This is a genomic window from Ideonella livida, assembly GCF_010499455.1.
In the GTDB taxonomy this organism is placed as follows: domain Bacteria; phylum Pseudomonadota; class Gammaproteobacteria; order Burkholderiales; family Burkholderiaceae_C; genus Ideonella; species Ideonella livida.
The window spans coordinates 64,488-81,747 of record NZ_JAAGOH010000002.1 but is presented as its reverse complement, the minus strand read 5'-3'; the positions used below and the strand labels follow the sequence as shown (position 1 = coordinate 81,747).

Sequence of the window (17,260 nt, the reverse complement as noted above, 5' to 3'; positions counted from 1 at the left end):
CCACCATGCCTGAATCCCTCTCCCCCCTGAGCGCGGCCCAGCCGCGCGGCCCTGTGCGGCTGGCGCTGCAGGCGGATCTGCTGGACTTTCCCCTGGCTCCGGCGCTGGAGGACACCTCGGCGCAGGCGGCGCGCTGGCGCCCCGACCATTGGCTGCTGGTCGAGGACGGCCGAATCGCCGCGGTGCTGCCGCCCGATCAGGCGCCGGGGGCTGACTGGGCGCCCCACGACCACCGCGGCCAGTTGCTGCTGCCAGGTTTCATCGACACCCATGTGCACTGCCCGCAGCTGGACGTGATCGCCAGCCACGGCACCAGCTTGCTGGATTGGCTCGAGACCTACACCTTCCCGGCGGAGCGGCGGTTTGCCGATCCGGCGGTGGCCCGGGCTGGCGCGGACCTCTTTGTGCAGGCCCTGCTGGCGCACGGCACCACCGCAGCGGTGGTGTTTCCCACGGTGCATGCGGTGGCGGCCGAGGCGCTGTTTGCCGCGGCACAGCGTCAGGGCATGCGGCTCATTGCCGGCAAGGTGCTGATGGACCGGCATGCCCCCGAGGGCCTGCGTGACGATGTGGACGGTGCCCGGGCCGATTGCGAGCGGCTCATTGCCCGCTGGCACGGCCAGGGGCGTAACGCCTATGCGGTGACGGTACGATTTGCCCCCACCAGCACGCCGGCCCAGCTGGCCATGGCCGGGGCGCTGATGCGGGACCACCCCGGCCTGTACATGCAGACCCATGTGGCCGAGAACACCGACGAGGTGCGTTGGGTGGCCGAGCTCTTTCCGCAGGCGCGCAGCTACCTGGACGTCTACCGCCGTGCCGGTCTGCTCTGTGAGCGCGCAGTGCTGGCCCACGGCATCTGGCTGGACGATGCGGACCGTGCGCTGCTGCGCGACACCGGCGCGCAGATCGCCTTCTGCCCCAGCTCCAACCTGTTCCTGGGCAGCGGCCTGTTTGACTGGGCGGCGGCCCAGCGCCAGGGCGTGCCGGTGAGCCTGGCCAGCGACGTGGGTGGGGGCACCAGCCTGTCGATGCAGCGCACGCTGCTGGACGCCTACAAGGTGCAGGCCCTGCGCGGCGTGCGCCTGTCGGCCTGGGCGGCCCTGCATGCGGCCACGCAAGGGGCAGCACAGGCGCTGGGCCTGGACCAGGAGGTCGGCCTGCTGGAGCCCGGCCGCCTGGCGGATGTGGTGGCCTGGCGCTGGGCCGACGGCCCGGTGGCCGAGCACCGCGACGCCGTCGCCCGCGGCCAGGTGCCCGGTCTGCCGGTGCAGAGCCTGCACGCCCGGGTCTTCGCCTGGCTGACCCTGAGCGGTGAGCACAACCGGCTGGCCACCTGGGTGGCCGGGAGGCGGGTGTGAGGTGCCGCCGCCACACCGCTGGAACGGAAGTTGCCCCTGAGACCGCCGCAGTCCGCCCGGCGACTCACCAATCTGGTGCGGCGGCGTTGTCAGCGGCGACAATTGCCGTCCGGCGGCGTCCGTCTGCCTTTCACGCCCCGGACCCACTCCGCGCATGACCCATACCTCCCCCATGCTCCGTCTAGAACTACAGGGCATCACCAAGCAGTACCCCGCGGTGCGGGCCAACGACAACGTCAGCCTGCAGGTGGCCCCCGGCCAGATCCACGCTGTGCTGGGCGAGAACGGCGCGGGCAAGTCCACGCTGATGAAGATCATCTACGGCGCCACCGCCCCGGACGCCGGCACCGTGCGCTGGAACGGCCAGCCCGTCAAGGTGGGCAGCCCGGCCCAGGCCCGCCAGCTGGGCATCAGCATGGTCTACCAGCACTTCTCGCTGTTCGACACCCTGACCGCCGCCGAGAACGTGTGGCTGGGCCTGGACAAGTCCATGAGCCTGGCCGACGTGACCCGCCGCATCACCGAGGTGGCCGAAGGCTACGGCCTGCCGGTGGACCCGGCCCGTCCGGTGCACACCCTGAGCGTGGGCGAGCGCCAGCGGGTGGAGATCGTGCGCGCCCTGCTCACCAAGCCGCAGTTGCTGATCCTGGACGAGCCCACCTCGGTGCTCACCCCCCAGGCGGTGGACAAGCTCTTCGTCACCCTGCGCCAGCTCAGCGACGAAGGCTGCAGCATCCTCTACATCAGCCACAAGCTCGACGAGATCCGCGCGCTGTGCCACCACTGCACCGTGTTGCGCGGCGGCCAGGTCACTGGCGAGGTCGATCCCCGGCGGGAGAGCAACGCCAGCCTCTCGCGCCTGATGATCGGGGCCGAGCCGCCGGCCCTGACCGCCCGAGACGACCGGGCTGGCGAGGTGGTGCTGCAGGTGCAGGGCCTGGACCTGCCGCAGCAGGACCCCTTTGGCGTGACGCTGCGCGAGGTCGGCCTGCAAGTGCGCGCCGGCGAGATCCTGGGGGTGGCCGGGGTGTCCGGCAACGGGCAGCAGGCCCTGATGGCCGCGCTCTCGGGCGAGGACCCGCGGGCCCCGGCGGGCAGCATCCGGCTGTTCGGCCGTGACATTGCCCGCAGCAGCCCGCGCCGGCGCCGCCAGGACGGCCTGCACTTCGTGCCCGAGGAGCGTCTGGGCCGCGGCGCGGTGCCCACCCTTTCGCTGGCGGCCAACACCCTGCTCACCCGGCGTGAGCCGGTGGGCCGCGGCGGCTGGTTGCGCACCGCCGCCATGCGTGAGCTGGCGCGCAGCCTGATCCAGCGCTTCAACGTCAAGGCCGGCGGCCCGGACGCCGCCGCCCGCAGCCTCTCGGGCGGCAACCTCCAGAAGTTCATCGTCGGCCGCGAGATCGACGCCCAACCCCGCCTGCTCATCATCGCCCAGCCCACCTGGGGCGTGGACGTGGGGGCCGCGGCCCAGATCCGCAGTGCCCTGCTGGCCCTGCGCAACCAGGGCTGCGCGGTGCTGGTGGTCAGCGAGGAGCTCGACGAGCTGTTTGAACTGTCGGACCGGCTGGTGGTGATGGCCCAGGGCCGCATGTCCCCGTCGGTGCCGGTCGCCCAGGCCACGCGAGAGATGATCGGAGAATGGATGTCAGGCCTTTGGCCCTCAGCCGGTGGCCAGGCGGCCGCCCCCCAGGCCGCGGAGGTGCGCCATGCTGCGGCTTGAAGTGCGCCCCCAGCCCTCGCGGCTGCTGTCCTACACCTCGCCGCTGATCGCCCTGGCGCTGACCGTGCTCATTGGCGTGGCACTGTTCGCGCTGTTGGGCAAGGATCCGGTCAAAGGCCTGCAGGTGTTTTTGTGGGAGCCCGTCAAGAGCGCCTATGCCTGGTCGGAGCTCAGCGTGAAGGCTGTGCCCCTGGTGCTCATCGCCCTGGGCCTGGCGGTGTGCTTCCGCTCCAACGTCTGGAACATCGGCGCCGAGGGCCAGTTTGTCCTGGGCGCCATCTTTGCCGGCGGCGTGGCCATGCAGGCCGGCCCCGACAGCTCCCGCTGGGTGCTGCTGCCCATCCTGGCGGCCGGCATGCTGGGCGGCATGCTCTGGGCCGGCGTGGTGGCCCTGCTGCGTGACCGCTTCAACGCCAGCGAGATCCTGGTCAGCCTGATGCTGGTCTACGTGGCCGACCAGGTGCTGGGCTACCTGGTCTACGGCCCCTGGAAGGACCCCAACGGCTACAACTTCCCGCAGACCATCACCTTTGCCGCGGCCACCAAGGTGCCGCGCCTGGTGGAGGGGCTGCGCGCCAACCTGGGCGTGGTGGTGGCCCTGGCGGCCGTGGGGGCGCTGTGGGCCTTCCTGTTCCGCACCTACCGCGGCTTTGCGTTGCAGGTGGGCGGCCTGGCTCCCGCGGCGGCCCGCTATGCCGGCTTCTCCTCTCGCGCCGCATTGTGGACGGCCCTGCTGGTCTCCGGTGGCCTGGCCGGGCTGGCCGGGGCCCTGGAGGCCGCCGGCCCCCTGGGCCAGCTCACGCCCTATGTGCCCGCGGGCTATGGTTTTGCTGCGATCATCGTGGCCTATGTGGGCCGGCTGCATCCGGTGGGCATCGTGTTCTCGGCCATCCTGATGAGCATGTTCTACATCGGGGGCGAACTGGCCCAGAGCCGCCTGGGCCTGCCCAAGGCCCTCACCGGCGTCTTCCAGGGCCTGCTGCTTTTTGCCCTGCTGGCCTGTGACACCCTGATCCACTACCGCATCCGCATCGGCCATCCCGGCCGCGCCGGAGGTTCGCGATGAATGAATTTGCCCTGCTGCTGGGCTCCACCTTCAGCGCCGGCACGGTGCTGGCCATCGCCGGCCTGGGCCTGCTCATCAACGAGCGCGCCGGCATCATCAACCTGGGGGCTGAAGGGCTGATGCTGGTGGCGGCCATCGCCGGCTTCGCCACGGCCGTGGGCACCGGCAGCGACCTGCTGGGCTTTGCCGCCGGCATGGGGGCGGGCGCCGCGCTGGCCGCCGTGTTCGGCGTGCTGGTCATCTGGCTCAACACCAACCAGTACGCCACCGGCCTGGCGCTCAGCCTGTTCGGCTCGGGCTTCTCGGCCTTTGTGGGCATCCGCTTCACGCAGGAGCGGCTGGGTGACCGGTTCAAGTTCGAGATCCCCTTTCTGGCGGACCTGCCGCTGGTGGGGCCGGCCCTGTTCAAGCACCATCCCATGGTCTACCTGGCGGTGGCGCTGGCGCTGGGCCTGGCCTGGTTCCTCTACCGCACCCGGGCCGGCCTGGTGCTGCGCGCGGTGGGCGAGTCGCCTGAATCCGCGCATGCCCTGGGCTATCCGGTTCGCCGCATTCGGCTGGCGGCGGTGGTGGCCGGGGGCGCGCTGTGCGGCCTGGCGGGGGCCTACCTGTCGGTGATCTACACCCCGCTGTGGGTGGAGGGCATGGTGGCCGGCCGCGGCTGGATCGCCCTGGCGCTGACCACCTTCGCCACCTGGCGTCCGGCCCGCATCCTGCTGGGGGCCTACCTGTTCGGCGGCGTGACCATGCTGCAGTTCCACCTGCAGGGCGAGGGGGTGCAGATTCCCAGCCAGTGGCTGACCATGCTGCCCTACCTGGCCACCATCGTGGTGCTGGTGCTGATCTCACGTAACCCGACCTGGATCCGCGTGAACATGCCGGCCTCGCTGGGCAAGCCTTTCTTCCCGGGGCACTGACCAACGGCGGATGGGACGCCGCCCCGGGCGCCTGATATCCGCGGTTACCTTCCCCCTGCTCTCTGACACGGAGACTTCATGACTGACTCGACCCTGAACGTCCAGAAACGCCGCCTGCTCACCCTCGCAGGCTCCGCGACCCTGGTGGCCACCGCCGCCCTGGTGGGCTGCGGCAAGAAGGAAGAGGCCGCTGCGCCGGCGGCGTCGGCACCGGCCTCTGCGGCTGCCGCCAAACCCGAGCCGCTCAAGATCGCCTTCGCCTATGTCGGCCCGGTGGGCGACGGCGGCTGGACCTTCGCCCACGATAACGCCCGCAAGGCGCTGGAGGCCGAGTTCGGCGACAAGATCGTGACCACCTTCGTGGAGAAGGTGCCCGAGGCCGCCGACGCCGAGCGCGTGTTCCGTGACCTGATCGGTCAGGGCAACAAGATGATCTTCGGCACCACCTTCGGCTACATGGAGCCGATGCTCAAGGTCGCCGCCGAGAGCGCCGACGTGCGCTTCGAGCACGCCACCGGCTTCAAGACCGCGCCCAACATGCGGACCTATGACAGCCGCACCTACGAGGGCGCCTACATGGCCGGCGTGATTGCCGGCGCCATGACCAAGAGCAACACCTTGGGCGTGGTGGCTTCCATTCCCATCCCCGAGGTGATCCGCAACATCAACAGCTTCACCCTGGGCGCCCAGAGCGTGAACCCGAAGATCAAGACCAAGGTGGTCTGGGTCAACGAATGGTTCAACCCGCCCAAGGAGACCGAGGCCGCCACCACCCTGATCAACGGCGGCGCCGACGTGCTGATGCAGAACACCGACTCGCCGGCCGTGCTCAAGACCGCGCAGGAGAAGGGCAAGCGCGCCTTCGGCTGGGATTCGGACATGACCGCCTACGGCCCCAAGGCCCACCTGGGCTCGGCCGTCATCAACTGGGCGCCGTACTACAGCAAGGCCGTCAAGGACCAGTTGGCCGGCACCTGGTCCACCGGCCAGACCTGGTGGGGTGTCAAGGAAGGCGCCATCGACATCGTCTCCATCGCCGAGGACGTGCCCGCCGAGATCAAGGAGAAGATCGCCCAGATCAAGGCCGGCCTGAAGGACGGCAGCTTCGTGATCTGGAAGGGCCCGATCGCCGACAACGGCGGCAAGGTGGTGCTGGCTGAGGGCGCCGCGGCCGACGACGCTTTCCTGAGCGGCATCAAGTTCTACGTCAAGGGCGTGGAAGGCCGCGTGCCGGGCGACAAGTGATCGTCCCCTCCCGCTGAGCGCGGGTGGCGCCCCTGCCGGGGTGCTCTGGAACGGCCGCCGTGGTCCCGGACCCGGCGGCCTTTTTTCATGGCTGGCGCCAGCGCGTGCCGCGGCAGTTCAGCCCAGCAGGCGTTTGCCGCGCAGGTACTTGACCACGGCGCAGGTGCCGTCCTGGCCCATCAGCTCGGCCTCCAGCTTGGCCGGCAGCAATTTCTCGCGCAGCTGCGTGGCGGCCTGCGGGCCCTGCGCATCGCGCACAAAGTCCAGTGCCTGCACAAACTTGCCCATCTCGGCGTTGCAGGCCTCGGCCCGCGGCGCCGCCACGGCCTGGGCCGCAGCCCCGGTCCAGGTGCACAGCCACAGGCCGACCACCAGGCCGCAGCCGCTCAGGATTTGACGCATCGTCATCGCGCCCTCCAACTCAGGGTTAACACTGAGCGGAATCATGCCGGCACCCTCATGTCGGCAATCTGACAAGTTGCAGGGGAAAGTGCCCCTGAACTGGGTAATCTTCCCGAGGGTGTTGTTTTCTTGACGAAAATCAAGTTTCGCGGGGCCTGGCCGGCGGCCCGGTGGCCGTACCTCAGGTGATGCGGTAGACGTCCAGTAGCACTTCACGCGCTTCGCGCCGACCCACCGCCAGGGCCATCACCCGGTTGAGGTGGGCCCAGGCCGGCGCCCCGGTCTGGAAGCGCATGAGGGTGCGGAAGAAATAGTCCTGCGGGGGGACCGACTCGCCGGCGGCCAGGCGGGCCATCACCGCTGCCGGGCCGTGGCGGTAGCCCTCGCTGCGCACCTCCACCAGGGCGCCGTCCGGCGTGCGGATGACGTAATGGGCGGCAATCTCCAGCACCGCGTCGGCCCGCAGGACCTGCCAGTCCACCCCGCCGGGCATCAGCGTGCCCTGCAGTTCGGGGCCCTCGACCGTGCCGTGGCCCAAGGGCACATAGCGGCGCTCGCCATGGTGGCCGGGGCCCAGCGTCACCAGGGCGGCCACCTCACAGCGGATGCGTGCCATGGGCTGCAAGCCGGGTGGGGCCGGAAAGTCCGCAGGGTAGGAGGCGAGGGCGTCGCGCGGTTCTGTCATGGCGGGCGGGATTCAGGGTGAGTCAGGATGCCGGCGGCGGGGTGGCACGCCTAGGATCGGCGCCGGATCGGGCCAAGACGCCATGTCTGTGAGCCTAGTGCCTGTCCCGGCGGCGCCTGTCATCCCAGAGGAGGACAGGTCCGCCCAAGTCCGCCTGCTTCACGCGCCCGCCTGCCCACCCTGTCGCCTCGAGCCCTCCGCCATGCACGTTTGGTCCACCGCCACCCCTGCCGTTTCCACTGCCTGGGCGGCTGCCGAGCAGGCCTGCCTGGCGGGCCTGATCGAGCAGTTGGGTGAGCACGATTTCGCCCAGGGGGCGCTGCACAGCCTGAACAAGGCGGTGCGGGCCGGCTCGTGGTCGGTGTACCGGCTGCGGCCTGGCCGCACCCCCGTGCTGCACTGCTCGGCGGCGCTGGGGGTGCCCGACACCACCCGCGATTGCTTTGCCGCCTACCTGGGCGGCCTGTACCGGCGCGATGCCAGCTTTGACCTCGTGCGTCGCCAGCCCGGCCCGCCCGCGCCCCTGGTGCTGCGCATGGCCGCGCAGGAGGCGCCCAGCGCGGAGCACCGCGAGGCCATCTACACACGGCATGACGTGGTGGAGCGCCTGAGCGTGGCCGCCCTGGAGCAGGACGGCAGCCTGTTGGCGGTCAACCTCTACCGCCACGGGACCCAGGGCGCCTTTGATCCCCTGGAGCAGGAGCGGCTGGTGCGCCTGGCCCCGCTGGTGATGGCGGGCGTGCGCCGCCACCTGGCCTTGCAGGCGCGGCTGGCGCCGCCGCCAGGTGACGCCGCTGCGGCCGTGGCACCCACCCACCGCCAGGCCCTGCAGCGTCGCTGTCCGGCGCTCACCGAGCGCGAGCTGGAGGTGTGCGAGCGCCTGCTCAAAGGCTGGAGCTATGACGGCATTGCCGCCGACATGAGCCTGTCGGTGGCCACGGTCAAAACCTACCGGGCGCGGGCCTTTGACCGCCTGGGGCTGCATTTCCGCAGCGAGCTGTTTGCCCTGGTGCAGGGCGCCGGGCACTGAGGCCTGGGCTGTCAGACTCTCGGATGACAAGGCCCCCCGGGGGCGGGCGGCAGACTGTGGACATTCCCAAGATCGCCGGAGACCTGACATGCCTGCTCGCCCGCCGTCCTTCCTGATGTCCCGCCGCCGTGCGTTGGCCGCCGCGTCCAGTCTGCCGCTGGGGGCCCTGCTGGCGGGCACTGCGCCGTTGGCCGTCGCCCAGACACTGGCCGGCCCGGTCAAGCTGGTGGTGGGCTTTCCGCCCGGCAGCGGCCCGGACGTGGTGGCCCGCACCTTGGGCCAGCGCCTGGGCGAGGAGCTCAAGCTGCCGCTGGCGGTGGACAACCGTGCGGGGGCCGGCGGACAGATCGCTGCCCAGGCCGTGGCCAAGAGCGCGCCCGACGGCGCCACCGTGCTGCTGGGGGAGGTCGGCTCCATCAGCATCGCGCCGGCGGCCTTTGCCAAGCTGCCTTACCAGCCGCTCAAGGAGTTCACACCCATCAGCGAGGTGGTGCGCTCGGACTTTGTGCTGGTGGTGCCCGTCAGTTCGCCGCACCGCCAGGTGGCCGATTTCGTCAAGGCCGCCAAGGCCGAGAAGGACAAGGTCAACTTTGGCACTTTCGGGGCGGGCACGCCCGGCCACTTTGGCGCCGAGGTCTTCGGCGAGCTGGCCGGCTTCGGGGTGGAGAGCATCCATTACCGCAGCACCGGCGATGCGGTCACCGCCATCATCGCCGGTGACGTGAAGGCCGCCTTTGTCTCCACGGCCCTGGCCATGGCCCAGGTCAAGGGCGGCAAGATGCGCGCGCTGGCCACCACCGCGCCCCAGCGCTCGGCCCTGCTGCCCGAGGTGCCCACCTTCACCGAGGCGGGCTACCCCAAGGCCGATTTCGCCGCCTGGTTCGCCCTGCTGGCCCCCGTGGCCACACCGCCCGCACTCCTGGACACGTTGCAGCGCGCCACCCACGCCGCCCTGCGGCATCCGGAGGTGGGCCAGAAGCTGCAGGAGGCGGGCTTCACCGTCACCCCCAGCACCCGGGCGGACGCCCAGGCCATGCTGCAGCGCGAGGCGGTGCGCTGGGCGGCGGTGGTCAAGGCCACCGGCTTCAAGGGGGACTGAGTCCCCGCCCGGGGCCCGGTGGCTCAGCGCGGGTTCCTGGCCCGCCAGGCCTTCACCGCCTCCATCGTGGCCTTGACATGGCCGTCCGGATCCAGGCTGCTATAAGCCAGCAGCACCTGGCCCTGGGGGCTCACCACGTAGGAGATGCGGTCGGCCATGCCGGGGGCCAGCGTGAAGCCGGCGTCGTACTGCCGGATGACCTTGCCGCCCGCGTCCGCCGCCACCGCGAACTGGTTGCGGCAGGCCTCGGTGCTGAAACGCTTGAGGGTGGCGATGTCGTCGTTGGACACGCCGATCACCGTCGCCCCCAGGGCTTTGAACTGCGGCGTGGCCTCGGCGAACAGGTGGGCCTCCACCGTGCAGCCGCTGGTGAAGGCCTTGGGATAGAAGTACACCACCACCGGGCCGCCCTTGAGCGCCTCCGCCAGGCTGAAGCGGAAGGGCTGGCCGCCCAGCGCCGCCTCCAGTGTGAAGTCGGGGGCCTTGGCCCCCGGGGCCAGCGCCGCGCGGGCCCCAGGGCTCCACAGCCCGCAGGTGGCCACCAGACCGGCTCCCAGGCCGGCCAGGGCGCGACGGCGGGCGGGGGAAGGACAGGGCAGGGCGGCGGCAGGACGCATGCGGGGCTCCAGACAGGGCGAAGGGCAAAGGTGGAAGGGCGTGGCGACCCGCAAGCCAGGCGCCGGACCCCATACGTCCCGCATCATCGCCGCGGCCCCATGTCCCCGCCACAGGCAGGGTGGCGGGAATTTCCTCATGCGGCGGTGTCTTGTCGCGCCGATGTCCAGGCCGTCCGCCACGGACAATGCCGGGGTCGCCCCTGGCGGGCGGCCCACCGGATTGCCGACATGCGCCTGCTCCTTGCTGAAGACGAAACCGCCCTGGCCACCTGGCTGGTCAAGGCCCTGGCCCAGAACGGGGCCCAGGTGGACTGGGTCAACGACGGCCGTCTGGTGCGCCGCAGCCTCAAGGCCACCCAGTACGACGCCCTCATCCTCGACCTGGGCTTGCCGGGGCTGGACGGTCGCGAGGTGCTGGCCGACCTGCGCGACGCCGGCCAGCGCCTGCCGGTGCTGGTGCTGACCGCCCGCGACTCCCTGATGGAGCGGGTGGGCAGCCTGATGGAGGGTGCCGACGACTTCCTGGCCAAGCCCTTCGAGCTGCAGGAGCTGGAGGCCCGGCTCATCGCCCTGGTGCGCCGCTCGCGCGGGGGCGACCGGCCGGCCTTCGACTGCGGGCCGCTGCACTACGACAGCGGCACCCGGCTGTTCACCCTGCGCCACGAACCCCTGACCCTCACGCCGCGCGAGCATGCCGTCCTGCGGGCCCTGATCCAGCGCCCCGGGGAGCCGCTGAGCAAGCTGGAGATCCTGGAGCGGGTGTTTTCCGACGAGCAGGACGTGCAGCCCGATGCCATCGAGGTGCTGGTGCACCGCCTGCGCAAGCGACTGGGCGACAGCCCGGTGCAGATCCGCACGCTTCGCGGCCTGGGCTACGTACTGGAGCACACGCCGTGAGCCCGGGGGCCGCCCTGCGCCGGGCGGGCCGCCTGAGCCTGGAGCGCTACCACCAGGCCAGCATCGCCAGCACCCTGGGCCTGGTGCTGGCGGCGGGCCTGGTGGCGGTGGTGGCCGGCGGCATCCTGCTGTCTTGGCGCACCGCCACCGATGCCGCCGATGCCGCCTACGACCGCTCGTTGCTGGGGGTGATCAAGGCCATAGACGCCAACGTCTCCACCGCCAGCGGCGGCCTGGGGGTGGAGCTGCCTTACACCTTGCTGGAGGTGTTCCAGCTCACGGCCGATGGCGGCCAGGTCTTCTACCGCATCGCCACCGAGGACGGCCTGGTGGTCATCGGGGACGCCGAGCTGGCACCGCCTGCCGAGCCGCTGCGCACCGGCGTGCCCCAGTTCACCAACAGCCGCTACTTTGGCACCCCGGTGCGTGTGGGCAGCTACGCCCGGCCGCTGGACCGTGCCTTCACCGGCGCCGGCGCCGGACAGCGCCTGGTCATCCAGGTGGCCGAGTCCCTCACCACGCGTGAGCGCTTCATCCGGCATCTGGTCGTGCAGGCCCTGGTGCGCGACGTGCTGCTCTCGGCTGTGGCCCTGAGCCTGTTGGTGCTGGCGCTGCGCTGGGCCCTGCAGCCCCTGATCCGGCTGAGCCAGGAGGTGGCCGAGCGGATGCCCTCGGACCTTACCCCCATTCCCACCCGTGGCCTGCCGCAGGATGTGCAGCCCCTGGTGCAGGCCATCAACCAGCACATGGCCCGCAACCTGGCCCTGTCCGATGCACAACGGCGCTTTGTCGACGACGCTTCGCACCAGCTGCGCACCCCGCTGACGGTGCTGGCCACCCAGCTGGCCTATGCCCAGCGCCAGGACGACCCCGCCGCCCAGCGGGAAGTGCTGCAGGCCCTGCGCGAGCAGCTTGACGAGACCATCCGCCACACCAACCAGATGCTTGCTCTGGCCCGCAGCGATGCTGCCGAGCTGCGGCCACGCGTGCTGGACCTGGCCGCCCTGGCCGGCGACCTGGCCCGCCGCGGCTGGCGCGAGGCCAACCTGCGCGGCCTGGACCTGGGCCTGGAAGTGCCGGGCGCACCGGTGCCCGTGCAGGCCGATCCCGACCTGCTGCTGGAAGCCCTGTCCAACCTGCTGCACAACGCCATGCGGCACGCCCCCCCCGGCTCGGCCCTGACGGTGCGGGTGCACCACGACCCGGTGTCGGCCCTGGCCTGGGCCGAGGTGGTGGACCAGGGGCCGGGTGTGCCCCCCGAGGAGCTGGCCCGCGCCGGCGAGCGCTTTTTCCGTGCCAGCAACGCCCGGCTGCCCGGCAGCGGCCTGGGCCTGGCCATCGCCCGTAGCGTGGTCGAGCGCCACCACGGTCGTCTGGTGCTGGCCAACCGGGACCCCGGCCCTGGCTTCTGCGCCCGGCTGGAGCTGCCCGCGGCCGAGGCACCATTCGCCCCCGCGCCTCCGTGAGAACCCTGAGAAAAGCCTGAAAGACATGAAAGCAGGCTGAAAGTCGCCTTTTTCTATCGTGTGTACACCGATGCCGGTCTGCCGTGTCCGCTCCGCGTGCCGTCGCCGCATCGCCGCCCCCGGGCCCAGGCCTGGCGGGACTTACCCACCACCTTGCTGGAGACACACGATGCACAAGACCCTGCTGGCCACCGCTGCCCTGCTGGCCCTGCCCCTGACCGCCGCCGCCCAGTCCACCCCCGCCCTGACCATCTACGGCAAGGTGGACGTGGGCCAGCGCCGCGCCATCGGCGAAGACAAGTTCCAGACGGCCACCGGCAGCGACAGCCGCGTCGGCTTCAAGGGCACGCATGACCTGGGCGACGGCTACCAGGCCTTCTTTGGCTTTGAGCACCGCTTCTTCCCGGACACCGGCGCCACCGACGGCGTGATGTGGAAGGGCGTGGCCCAGGTCGGCGTGCAAGGCGCCTTTGGCAAGCTGGGCATGGGCCGCCAGTACATCCCCGCCTTCTCGCTGGTGCAGAACGTGATCGACCCGTTCGGCGGCGACACCGTGGCCGCTGTGCGCGACGCGGGCCTGCGCCTGGGCATCGCCAAGGTGCGCGTGGACGGCTCCGTGCGCTATGACGGCACCTTCGGTGGCCTGTCGGTGGCCCTGTCCACCGCCGATGCGGCCAAGGCCAGCACCGCCGCCGACGCCAGCCGTCCGTTCTCCGCCGCCGTGCAGTGGAAGTCCGGCCCGCTGCTGCTGGCCGCCGGTGTGGAAGATCCTGCCGACGCCAAAGACGAGCTGAGCACCGTGGGCGCGGTCTACAACTTTGGCGTGGCCAAGGTCTCCGCCGGCTACTCCACCGGCACCACCAAGGACGACCTGAGCGTCAAGGGCTACGTGCTGGGCCTGGCCGTGCCGATGGGCAAGGGTGAGATCAAGGCCGCCTACGGCAACCAAAAGAAGGAAGGCGTGACCACTGTCGCCAAGCTGGGTCTGGGCTACCACCACGCCTGGTCCAAGCAGCTCACCGTCTACACCGACGTGGGCAACGACAGCAAGGCCGCCGCCCACAAGACCGGCTTTGACCTGGGCCTGAAGTACGAGTTCTGATCCCCGCTGCTGAAACCAAGGGCCACGGGGCCGGCTGAATGCCGGCCTCTTGCACCACCACAAGGAGACACACGATGAGCACCCGCCTGCGCTTCTGCGCCACCGCCCTGCTGGGCCTGGCCGCCCTGGCCGCCCATGCCAGCCCGCTGGACAAGACCGAGTGCATCGCCCCGGCCAAGCCCGGCGGCGGCTTTGACCTGACCTGCAAGCTGGCCCAAAGCTCGCTGATGGAGGCCAAGGCCCTGGGCGACCCGATGCGGGTGAGTTACATGCCCGGCGGCATTGGCGCGGTGGCCTACAACGCCATCGTCGCCCAGCGCCCGGGTGAGGCGGGCACCATCGTGGCCTTCTCCGGCGGCTCGCTGCTGAACTTGGCCCAGGGCAAGTTCGGCCGCTACAACGAGAACGACGTGCGCTGGCTGGCGGCGGTGGGCACCGACTACGGCGCTGTCATCGTGGCCGACAGCTCGCCCTTCAAGACGTTGGCCGACCTGGTGGCCGCCGTCAAGGCCGACCCCACCAAGGTGGTGTTTGGCGCGGGCGGCACCATCGGCAGCCAGGACTGGCTCAAGGCCGCGCTGACCGCACGTGCCGCCGGCCTCAACCCCAAGTCCATGCGATTTGTGGCCTTTGAAGGCGGCGGCGAGGCCCTGACCGCCCTGCAGGGCGGCCATGTGCACGTCTACTCTGGTGACGCCGCCGAGGCCGAAGAGAAGATCAAGGCGGGCGCCAAGATCCGCGTGCTGGCCGTCATGGCCGACAAGCGCCTGGACGGCCCGCTGGCCAAGGTGCCCACCGCCAAGGAGCAGGGCTACGACATCCAGTGGCCCATCATCCGCGGCTTCTACGTCGGCCCCAAGGTCAGCGATGCCGACTACAAGCTCTGGGTGGACACCTTCAACAAGATGATGGCCACCCCGGCCTTTGCCAAGGCGCGCGACGAGCGTGGCCTCTATCCCTTTGCCATGACCGGCGCCGAGCTGACCACCTACGTCAAGCAGCGCGTGGCCGACTACCGCAAGATCGCCGCGGACTTCGGCCTGAACGTCGCGCCCTGAGGCCGCACGCCCCGGCTGCGTGTCTGGGCGGCGTGCTGGGTGCACCCCTGATGCGCCCCTAGGCGGTGCCCCGCGCACCGCGCTGCGGACAGGGCCGGCCGCCGGCCCGCCCTGTCCGTGTCCCTCCCCCTTCTTCTGCTTCGGGCCGGCGCCGCCAGCGCCGCCCGGGAGTGCATTTCATGTCAAGTGACCGCCTGCTGGGTCTGGCCTGCGTGGCGCTGGGCGCCGCCATGGCCTGGGCCGCCTGGGGCTATGCCGCCCCCATCTCCTACGAGCCCGTCGGGCCGCGGGCCTTTCCGCTGCTGCTGGCGGCCGTGCTGGCCGGTGCCGGCGCCTGGATGGCGCTGCGTCCGGGCCCGCACGTCAGCGGCCTGGCCACCGCCCCTTGGCGCGTGCTGGGCCCGGTGATCGCCGCCATCTTCGCTTACGCCCTGCTGTTTGAATTCCTGGGCTTCGTGCTGGCCACCCTGGTCATGACCGTGCCGCTGGGCCGCGCCTTTGGTGGCAACTGGCGCCAGGGCCTCATCGCCGGGCTGGCCCTGGGCCTGGGTCAGTACCTGCTGTTCGACACCCTGCTGGACGTGGTGCTGCCCACCGGCTGGCTGTCCTTCATCTTCGGAGGCCGTTGACATGGAAACCCTGCAACACCTGCTGCTGGGCTTTGGCGTGGCCCTCACGCCCGCCAACCTGGCCATGGCCGCCATTGGCGGCCTGATCGGCACCATCGTGGGCATGCTGCCCGGGCTGGGCCCCATCAACGGCGTGGCCATCCTCATGCCGCTGGCCTATGCGCTCAAGCTGCCGCCGGAGTCCTCGCTCATCCTGCTGGCCGCCGTGTACCTGGGCTGCGAGTTCGGGGGGCGCATCTCTTCGATCCTGCTGAACGTGCCCGGTGATGCCGCGGCCATCATGACCGCCATGGACGGCTACCCCATGGCCCGCCAGGGCCTGGGCGGTGTGGCCCTGTCCATCTCGGCCTGGAGCAGCTTCATTGGCTCCATCATCGCCACGGTGGGCATCGTGCTGTTCGCCCCGCTGTTGGCCCAGTGGGCGCTGGCCTTCGGCCCGGCGGAGTACTTCGCCCTGATGTGCTTTGCCTTCGCCTGCATCACCGGCCTGATGGGCGACGCCCCGCTCAAGGCGGTCATCGCCGCCGCGCTGGGCCTGAGCCTGTCCACCGTGGGCCTGGACAGCAACTCCGGCGTCTACCGCTTCACCGGTGGCGACGTGCACCTGTCTGACGGCATCCAGTTCATCGTGGTGGTCATCGGCCTGTTCTCGGTCAGCGAGATCCTGCTGATGCTGGAGCAGCACCACAGCGCCCAGACCCTGATCCGTGAGACCGGCCGCTCCATGTTCAACCTGCGCGAGGCCGCGCACACCTGGTGGTGCACCGTGCGCTCCAGCGTGGTGGGCTTCATCGTCGGCGTGTTGCCTGGTGCCGGCGCCACCATTGCCAGTGCCATGACCTACGCCATGGAAAAGCGCCTGGCCGGCCCCAGCGGCCGCTTTGGTGAAGGCGACATCCGCGGCGTGGCCGCCCCCGAGGCCGCCAACAATGCCGCGGCCGCTGGCTCCTTCGTGCCCATGCTCACCCTGGGTGTGCCCGGCTCCGGCACCACCGCGGTGATGGTGGGCGCCCTGGCGCTCTACAACATCACCCCCGGCCCGGCGCTGTTCACCCAGAGCCCGGAGCTGGTGTGGGGCCTGATCGCCTCGCTGTTCATCGGCAACGTGATGCTGCTGGCCATCAACATCCCGCTGGTGGGTGTCTTCGCCCGCATGCTCTACACCCCCAACTGGGCCCTGGTGCCCGGCATCCTGGCGGTGAGCGCGGTGGGGGTGTATGCGGTGCATGCCACCACCTTTGACCTGGTGCTGATGAGTATCTTTGGCGTGGTGGGCTTTGCCCTGCGCAAGGCCGGCATGCCCATGGCCCCGCTGATCCTGGGCTTTGTGCTGGGCGACATGATGGAGCAGAACCTGCGCCGCGCCCTGTCCATCACCAACGGCGAAGTCGGCATCCTGCTGGAGAGCCCCATCTCCAAGACGTTGTGGGCCCTGGCCCTGGTCATGTTGCTGGTGCCACCGGTGCTGCGCTGGTGGGGCAAGCGCAAGGCCCAGGCGGTCTGACCCGCACCGGGGGGCAGGCCTCAGACGGCCCCCGCCTAGCAGTTAGACGTTGTCAATGCGCCGAGTGGCGCCGCGCGTCCACAGGGGGGTGGGCGCTGGGTTGGGCGGTTGCGCCCCGCACCGGCAGGTGGCTCAGCACCTCGTCGGCCGGCAGGCTGCGGATGGGCACGGCGGTGTCCAGCGGGATGCCGCCGCGGGCCATCAGGCTTTCATAGCGCAGGGCGCAGACCCGCAGGAAGCTGCTGAAGTTGCCCACGGCGCCGCGCTCAGTCACCAGCTCGTCGTACAGGCGCTCAATCAGCTGCACCACACCCAGGCCATCGCGGCGGGCGATTTCTTCCAGCACCTCCCAGTACAGGTTCTCCAGCCGGATACTGGTGACCACGCCGTGCAGGCGCACGGAGCGGGTGCGGCTGTCGTACTGGGCGGGGTCGGTGCTGATGAAGATGCGGCACATGGGCA

17 protein-coding genes are annotated in these 17,260 nt (G+C 70.6%); 13 read left to right on the top strand and 4 right to left on the bottom strand.

Annotation, left to right across the window (positions count from 1 at the left end; all coding sequences use genetic code 11):
* The first annotated feature begins 5 nt into the window (after positions 1 to 5).
* From guaD to G3A44_RS02325, 5 genes are all read left to right on the top strand, one after another.
* Positions 6 to 1,361: a guanine deaminase gene (gene guaD / locus G3A44_RS02345; RefSeq protein WP_163455892.1), complete on the top strand. Its 1,356-nt coding sequence runs from the start codon at positions 6 to 8 to the stop codon at positions 1,359 to 1,361.
* A 172-nt stretch (positions 1,362 to 1,533) separates the two neighbouring features.
* A complete protein-coding gene (locus G3A44_RS02340; RefSeq protein ID WP_163456078.1) occupies positions 1,534 to 3,081 on the top strand; it encodes an ABC transporter ATP-binding protein in 1,548 nt (515 codons plus the stop codon).
* A complete protein-coding gene (locus tag G3A44_RS02335; protein WP_163455891.1) occupies positions 3,068 to 4,147 on the top strand; it encodes an ABC transporter permease in 1,080 nt (359 codons plus the stop codon). Before G3A44_RS02340 ends, G3A44_RS02335 begins: the two co-directional genes overlap by 14 nt.
* Entirely contained in the window at positions 4,144 to 5,064 is a 921-nt protein-coding gene (locus G3A44_RS02330; RefSeq protein WP_163455890.1) for an ABC transporter permease, read from the top strand. The genes G3A44_RS02335 and G3A44_RS02330 overlap by 4 nt, the downstream gene beginning before the upstream one ends.
* A 78-nt stretch (positions 5,065 to 5,142) precedes the next feature.
* Entirely contained in the window at positions 5,143 to 6,309 is a 1,167-nt protein-coding gene (locus tag G3A44_RS02325) for a BMP family ABC transporter substrate-binding protein (RefSeq protein WP_163455889.1), read from the top strand.
* Between the two features lie 117 nt (positions 6,310 to 6,426).
* On the opposite strand, the gene G3A44_RS02320 is transcribed toward G3A44_RS02325, so the two are convergent.
* A complete protein-coding gene (locus G3A44_RS02320) occupies positions 6,427 to 6,717 on the bottom strand; it encodes a hypothetical protein (RefSeq protein WP_163455888.1) in 291 nt (96 codons plus the stop codon).
* Positions 6,718 to 6,892: 175 nt separating this feature from the next.
* Entirely contained in the window at positions 6,893 to 7,396 is a 504-nt protein-coding gene (locus G3A44_RS02315; protein WP_163455887.1) for a DUF3237 domain-containing protein, read from the bottom strand.
* A 202-nt stretch (positions 7,397 to 7,598) separates the two neighbouring features.
* Here G3A44_RS02315 and G3A44_RS02310 point away from each other — a divergent pair, with 202 nt between their 5' ends.
* Together G3A44_RS02310 and G3A44_RS02305 are read left to right on the top strand one after the other, a co-directional pair.
* Complete coding sequence (locus tag G3A44_RS02310) at positions 7,599 to 8,426, top strand: LuxR family transcriptional regulator (RefSeq protein ID WP_163455886.1); 828 nt, start codon at positions 7,599 to 7,601, stop codon at positions 8,424 to 8,426.
* 88 nt (positions 8,427 to 8,514) lie between these two features.
* The gene (locus G3A44_RS02305) at positions 8,515 to 9,525 is read left to right on the top strand and encodes a Bug family tripartite tricarboxylate transporter substrate binding protein (RefSeq protein WP_239061659.1); all 1,011 of its coding nucleotides are present in this window, start codon (positions 8,515 to 8,517) and stop codon (positions 9,523 to 9,525) included.
* A gap of 23 nt (positions 9,526 to 9,548) precedes the next feature.
* On the opposite strand, the gene G3A44_RS02300 is transcribed toward G3A44_RS02305, so the two are convergent.
* The gene (locus tag G3A44_RS02300) at positions 9,549 to 10,142 is read right to left on the bottom strand and encodes a peroxiredoxin (RefSeq protein WP_163455885.1); all 594 of its coding nucleotides are present in this window, start codon (positions 10,140 to 10,142) and stop codon (positions 9,549 to 9,551) included.
* 228 nt (positions 10,143 to 10,370) lie between these two features.
* Here G3A44_RS02300 and G3A44_RS02295 point away from each other — a divergent pair, with 228 nt between their 5' ends.
* The 6 genes from G3A44_RS02295 to G3A44_RS02270 all read left to right on the top strand — a co-directional run bounded on the left by G3A44_RS02295 (position 10,371) and on the right by G3A44_RS02270 (position 16,798).
* On the top strand, positions 10,371 to 11,039 hold the full coding sequence (locus tag G3A44_RS02295) for a response regulator (RefSeq protein ID WP_163455884.1): 669 nt from the start codon (positions 10,371 to 10,373) through the stop codon (positions 11,037 to 11,039).
* A complete protein-coding gene (locus G3A44_RS02290; protein ID WP_163455883.1) occupies positions 11,036 to 12,505 on the top strand; it encodes a sensor histidine kinase in 1,470 nt (489 codons plus the stop codon). The genes G3A44_RS02295 and G3A44_RS02290 overlap by 4 nt, the downstream gene beginning before the upstream one ends.
* Before the next feature lie 169 nt (positions 12,506 to 12,674).
* The gene (locus G3A44_RS02285) at positions 12,675 to 13,607 is read left to right on the top strand and encodes a porin (protein ID WP_163455882.1); all 933 of its coding nucleotides are present in this window, start codon (positions 12,675 to 12,677) and stop codon (positions 13,605 to 13,607) included.
* A gap of 74 nt (positions 13,608 to 13,681) precedes the next feature.
* The gene (locus G3A44_RS02280; protein ID WP_163455881.1) at positions 13,682 to 14,665 is read left to right on the top strand and encodes a Bug family tripartite tricarboxylate transporter substrate binding protein; all 984 of its coding nucleotides are present in this window, start codon (positions 13,682 to 13,684) and stop codon (positions 14,663 to 14,665) included.
* 179 nt (positions 14,666 to 14,844) lie between these two features.
* Positions 14,845 to 15,294: a tripartite tricarboxylate transporter TctB family protein gene (locus G3A44_RS02275; protein WP_163455880.1), complete on the top strand. Its 450-nt coding sequence runs from the start codon at positions 14,845 to 14,847 to the stop codon at positions 15,292 to 15,294.
* Position 15,295: 1 nt separating this feature from the next.
* Entirely contained in the window at positions 15,296 to 16,798 is a 1,503-nt protein-coding gene (locus G3A44_RS02270; protein WP_163455879.1) for a tripartite tricarboxylate transporter permease, read from the top strand.
* Positions 16,799 to 16,850: 52 nt separating this feature from the next.
* Here G3A44_RS02270 and G3A44_RS02265 read toward each other — a convergent pair whose 3' ends face one another.
* Positions 16,851 to 17,255, bottom strand: a complete 405-nt coding sequence (locus G3A44_RS02265; RefSeq protein WP_163455878.1) for a ribbon-helix-helix domain-containing protein — start codon at positions 17,253 to 17,255, stop codon at positions 16,851 to 16,853.
* Between the last annotated feature and the right edge of the window lie 5 nt (positions 17,256 to 17,260).